Annotated in this window: 2 protein-coding genes and 1 pseudogene; 1 reads left to right on the top strand and 2 read right to left on the bottom strand. The window is 74.3% G+C overall.

Features of this window, described 5'->3' with window-relative positions; all coding sequences use genetic code 11:
* Together ABZ641_RS26635 and mce are read right to left on the bottom strand one after the other, a co-directional pair.
* Positions 1–2,115, bottom strand: a pseudogene (locus ABZ641_RS26635) (hypothetical protein); the annotation flags it as partial.
* 471 nt (positions 2,116–2,586) lie between these two features.
* Entirely contained in the window at positions 2,587–3,018 is a 432-nt protein-coding gene (mce, locus tag ABZ641_RS26630; protein WP_344628294.1) for a methylmalonyl-CoA epimerase, read from the bottom strand.
* A gap of 297 nt (positions 3,019–3,315) precedes the next feature.
* Between mce and ABZ641_RS26625 the strand changes: the two genes are divergently transcribed.
* Positions 3,316–4,494, top strand: coding sequence for an acetyl-CoA C-acetyltransferase (locus ABZ641_RS26625; protein ID WP_344628287.1), 1,179 nt, complete (start codon positions 3,316–3,318; stop codon positions 4,492–4,494).
* Positions 4,495–4,542 lie beyond the last annotated feature (48 nt).

Genomic DNA, 4,542 nt, shown 5'->3' with positions numbered 1-4,542 from the left:
CGGCCGGTGGCGGCCGGGCTGCCGCTCTGCACGGTGCTGCAGTACGGGACGTCGCTGCTGGGTCTGGCCGTGCTGCGTGGCCTCGGCGGCCTCCTCGGCGTCGGCGCGCATCCGCTGCACGTCCTCGGCCGCGGCGCGGCGCAGGTCGGCGGTCTCGCGTTCGGCGGCGGTGCGGGTGTCGGCGGCGGTGGCGCGGGCGGTGGCCAGCGACTCCTTGGCCTCCCGGTCGGCGGCGTCGAGGAGCTTCTCGGCCTCGGTGCGGGCCCGGGCGAGGGTCTGCTCGGCGCGGCCCTGGGTGGCGAGCGCCTGGTCCTTCGCCTCGGCGCGCAGCCGCTCGGTCTCGGCGGCGGCGCCGGCGCGCAGCTCGTCCGCGTCCTTCTTGGCGCGGGTGAGCAGCTCCTCGGCGCTCTTGGCGGACTCCTCGATCTGCACGACGGCCTGGCGGCGGGCGTCGCCGCGGACCCGGTCGGCCTCGGCGGCGGCCTGGGCGCGCAGCTCCTCCGCCTCGGCGCGCAGCCGGGCGGCCTCCTCGTGCATCCGCTCCATCTGCTCGCGGATCGAGGCGGCGTCGTCGAGCGCGGCGTTCTGCGCCTCCTCGACGGCGGCCATCGCCTGCTCGCGCAGCCGGTCGGCCTCGGCGGCGGCCTCGGCGCGCAGCCGGTCGGCCTCGGTCGCGGCCTCCTCGCGGGTGGTGTCGGCGTCCCGGGTGGCCCGGGCGAGCACCTCCTCGGCCCGGCGTGCGGCCTTGGCGAGGTGGACGGCGGCGTCCTTCGCACCGTCGGCGCGGCCGCGCTCCTCGGCCTCGGCGCGCAGCGCCTGGGCGGTGGCCTCGGCCTCGGACCGCAGCGCGGCGACCTCGCCCTCGACCTCGGCCCGCAGGTCGGCGAGCTCCGCCTCGGCCTCGGCCTTCAGCTGGGAGACCACGGACTCGGCGGTGGCGCGCAGCCGCTCGCTCTCCTCGGCGGCGGCGGCCTTGGCGGCGTCGGCCTCGGCCTGCGCGGTCGCCGCGGAGGCCTTGATGATCTCGGCCTCCTTGGTGGCGGCGGCCACCATCTTGGCGATCTCGGCCTTGGCGGTCAGCGAGCGCTGCTCGCTGGCGGCCTCGCCGTCGGCGACCCGCTGCTCGGCGGCGGCCGCGGCCTCGGCCTGCAGCCGCTCGGCGGCGTCCCGGGCGGCGTTGAGCTGGTCGGCGGCCTCCTGGCGGGCCCGCTCGGCCTCGGCGAGGGCCTCGGCGCGGAGCCGTTCTATCTCGGCCTGGGCGCGGGCGAGCGCGGCCTCGGCGCGCTCCTGGTCCTCCAGGGCCTGCCGCTTGAGCTCGCCGATCTCGGCCTGCGCGGCGGCGAGCCGGCGCTCGGCGGCGGCGTGTGCCTGGGCGAGCTGCTGCTGCGCCTCGTTGGCGGCGCTGCCGCGGAGCTCCTCGGCCTGGGCGCTGGCCTGCTGGGCGTGCTCGGAGGCGGCACGCAGCAGGCGCTCGGCGTCGGTCTGGGCGCGGTGCAGGGCGGCCTCGGCGGCGGCCTGGGCCTCGCCGCGGGCGGCGTCGACGTCGGCGGCGGTCTGGGCGCGGGCCTGGTCGGCGAGCGCGGTGGCCTCGGCGCGGGCGGAGGCCATCATCCGCTCGGCCTCGATGCGGGCCTCCTGCAGCAGGCGCTGGGCCTCCTGCTCGGTGCCGGCCCGGGTCTGCTCCGCCCAGGAGACGTTCTCCTTGACGTGGCGCTCGGCGGAGCGGCGGAACTCGTTGAGCTCCTCCTCCAGCTGGTGGCGCCGGGTGGCGAACTCGGCCTCCAGCCGGGCGGTGCGCTCGGCGGCCTCCTGCAGCAGGCGCTGGGTGGCCGCCTGGGACTCGCGCAGCTGGCGCTCGGCGTCGGCGCGGAGCTGCTCGGCCTGCATCTCGGCGGTGCGGAGCAGCTGCTCGGCCTGGCCGGAGACGGAATCGAAGGCGCGCGGCTGAGCCAGCTGCCGTCGGGCCTCGTGCAGCTTGGCCCGGAGCACCTCCACCTGGTAGGCGAGGTCCTCGGCATGCTGGACGGTCTTGTCCCGCTCCTTGCGAGTCCGTTCCATCTCGGCCTCGAACTGGGAGAGGTGATCCTCAACCTCGTAGCGGTCGTTGCCCCGCACTCCGCGGTCCCATCCATCTCCTGGTCGCGTCCTCGACCCGGCCGTACCGACGCCCCATCCCTGCCCGGGGCCGGACCGGCTGGTCCTTGCAGCCGCAGCGCCTGCCACGGTCGGAGTCCGCGGGCGGCGGCGCGCGGCGGTGCCGCGTTCCCTCGTCCGGGTGGACTCCTGGGCGAACTCTTGCCTAGTGGAGAATGGTGACAGATCCGACCAGCGACTGTTCAGCCGTGCCCGCTCAATGGACTCCCCTGCGGCGGGCCCGACCGGGTCTCCCCGTCCGTGACCGCCTTCGGCCGTGCCCCCGCCGGTCCTCCGGCGTACTGGCGCACCTGGGCATTGTAGTGTGCCCGGCTTGCAGCGGAATGGCCGAGTGGAGGTTTTCCGAGGTTACCGACGGGTCGGGAAGGGGGCCGTTGCGGTACGACCCCCTCCGTTTCCGTGCGGCACCGTCCCGGCCGGCGCCGCTGCGGCTCAGTGCTCCGTGCCGGCCGAGGTCACCAGTTCGGTCAGCACACCGCCGCAGTCCTTCGGGTGCAGGAAGGTGATCCGCGAGCCCATCGAGCCGATCCGCGGCTCGTCGTACAGCACCCGCACGCCCTTGGCGCGGATGTCCGCGGCGTCGCCGTCCACGTCGGCGGTGCCGAAGGCGATGTGGTGCACGCCCTCGCCGTTCTTGGCCAGCCACTTGGCGACCGTGGAGTCCTCGCGGGTCGGCTCCAGCAGCTGCAGGTAGGACGCGCCGCCGTCACCGGTGTCGTTGATCTTGAGCATGGCCTCGCGGACGCCCTGCTCCTCGTTGACCTCGCTGTGGAACACCTCGAAGCCGTACGTCGCGCGGTAGAACTCGACCGTCCTGTCGAGGTCGAAGCAGGCGATGCCGATGTGGTCGATGCGGGTCAGCACGGCGGAGACCTCCATGGTGGGAGTCGACGAGGGTGGGCACCAGTGCAGCGCATGCGGCGGAGCCTTGGCCACCGCCCGCGGTGCGAGCCTGCTCACAGTCTCGCCCCGGGACGGCCCCCGCCGGGGCCGCCGGCGAATGTCACCCGGACCGCCGTGACACGGTGTTGACTGGAGGGTGACAGTGCCACTGATCACACCCCGGCGCCGGTGACGCACGGGTTACGGGTCAGTACATTGAGCCGCATCCCCACACCCTCATGGCCGACGCGCGAAGGGGCCCGTCTCATGACTACTTCTGTGATCGTCGCAGGTGCACGCACTCCAATGGGCCGACTCCTCGGCTCGCTGAAGGGCTTCTCCGGCGCCGACCTCGGCGGCATCGCCATCAAGGCCGCCCTGGAGCGCGCGGGCATCACCGGCGACCAGGTCCAGTACGTGATCATGGGCCAGGTGCTGCAGGCCGGCGCCGGCCAGATCCCGGCCCGCCAGGCCGCCGTCAAGGCCGGCATCCCGATGAACGTCCCGGCGCTGACCATCAACAAGGTCTGCCTCTCCGGCCTCGACGCCATCGCCCTGGCCGACCAGCTGATCCGCGCCGGCGAGTTCGACGTCGTCGTCGCCGGCGGCCAGGAGTCCATGACCAACGCCCCGCACCTGCTGCCGAAGTCCCGCGAGGGCTTTAAGTACGGCGCGATCGAGATGCTCGACGCCATGGCCTACGACGGCCTCACCGACGCGTACGAGAACATCCCGATGGGCGAGTCCACCGAGAACCACAACACCCGCCTCGGCATCGCCCGCGACGTCCAGGACGCCATCGCCGCGGCCTCGCACCAGCGCGCCGCCGCCGCCCAGAAGAACGGCCTCTTCGACGCCGAGATCGTCCCGGTCGAGATCCCGCAGCGCAAGGGCGAGCCCGTCCTCTTCAGCCAGGACGAGGGCATCCGCGGCGAGACCACCGTCGAGACCCTCGGCAAGCTGCGCCCGGCCTTCACCAAGGACGGCACCATCACCGCCGGCTCCGCCTCGCAGATCTCCGACGGCGCCGCCGCCGTCGTCGTGATGAGCAAGGCCAAGGCCGAGGAGCTGGGCCTGACCTGGATCGCCGAGATCGGCGCCCACGGCAACGTGGCCGGCCCGGACAACTCGCTGCAGTCGCAGCCGTCCAACGCGATCGCGCACGCCCTCGCCAAGGACGGCCTGACCGTCGCCGACCTCGACCTGATCGAGATCAACGAGGCCTTCGCGGCCGTCGCCCACCAGTCGATGAAGGACCTCGGCGTCACCGACGAGAAGGTCAACGTCAACGGCGGCGCGATCGCCCTCGGCCACCCGATCGGCATGTCCGGCGCCCGCCTCGTCCTGCACCTGGCCCTCGAACTGCAGCGCCGCGGCGGCGGCACCGGCGCGGCCGCGCTGTGCGGCGGCGGCGGCCAGGGCGACGCCCTGATCATCAAGGTCCCCGCCCAGGGCTGACCGTTCGGCGTTGACCCCGGGGGCGCACGGCGTGGAGGACCACGCCGT

The organism is Kitasatospora sp. NPDC007106, assembly GCF_040634455.1.
Lineage (GTDB): Bacteria > Actinomycetota > Actinomycetes > Streptomycetales > Streptomycetaceae > Kitasatospora > Kitasatospora arboriphila.
This window is presented reverse-complemented; position numbering and strand designations above follow the sequence as displayed.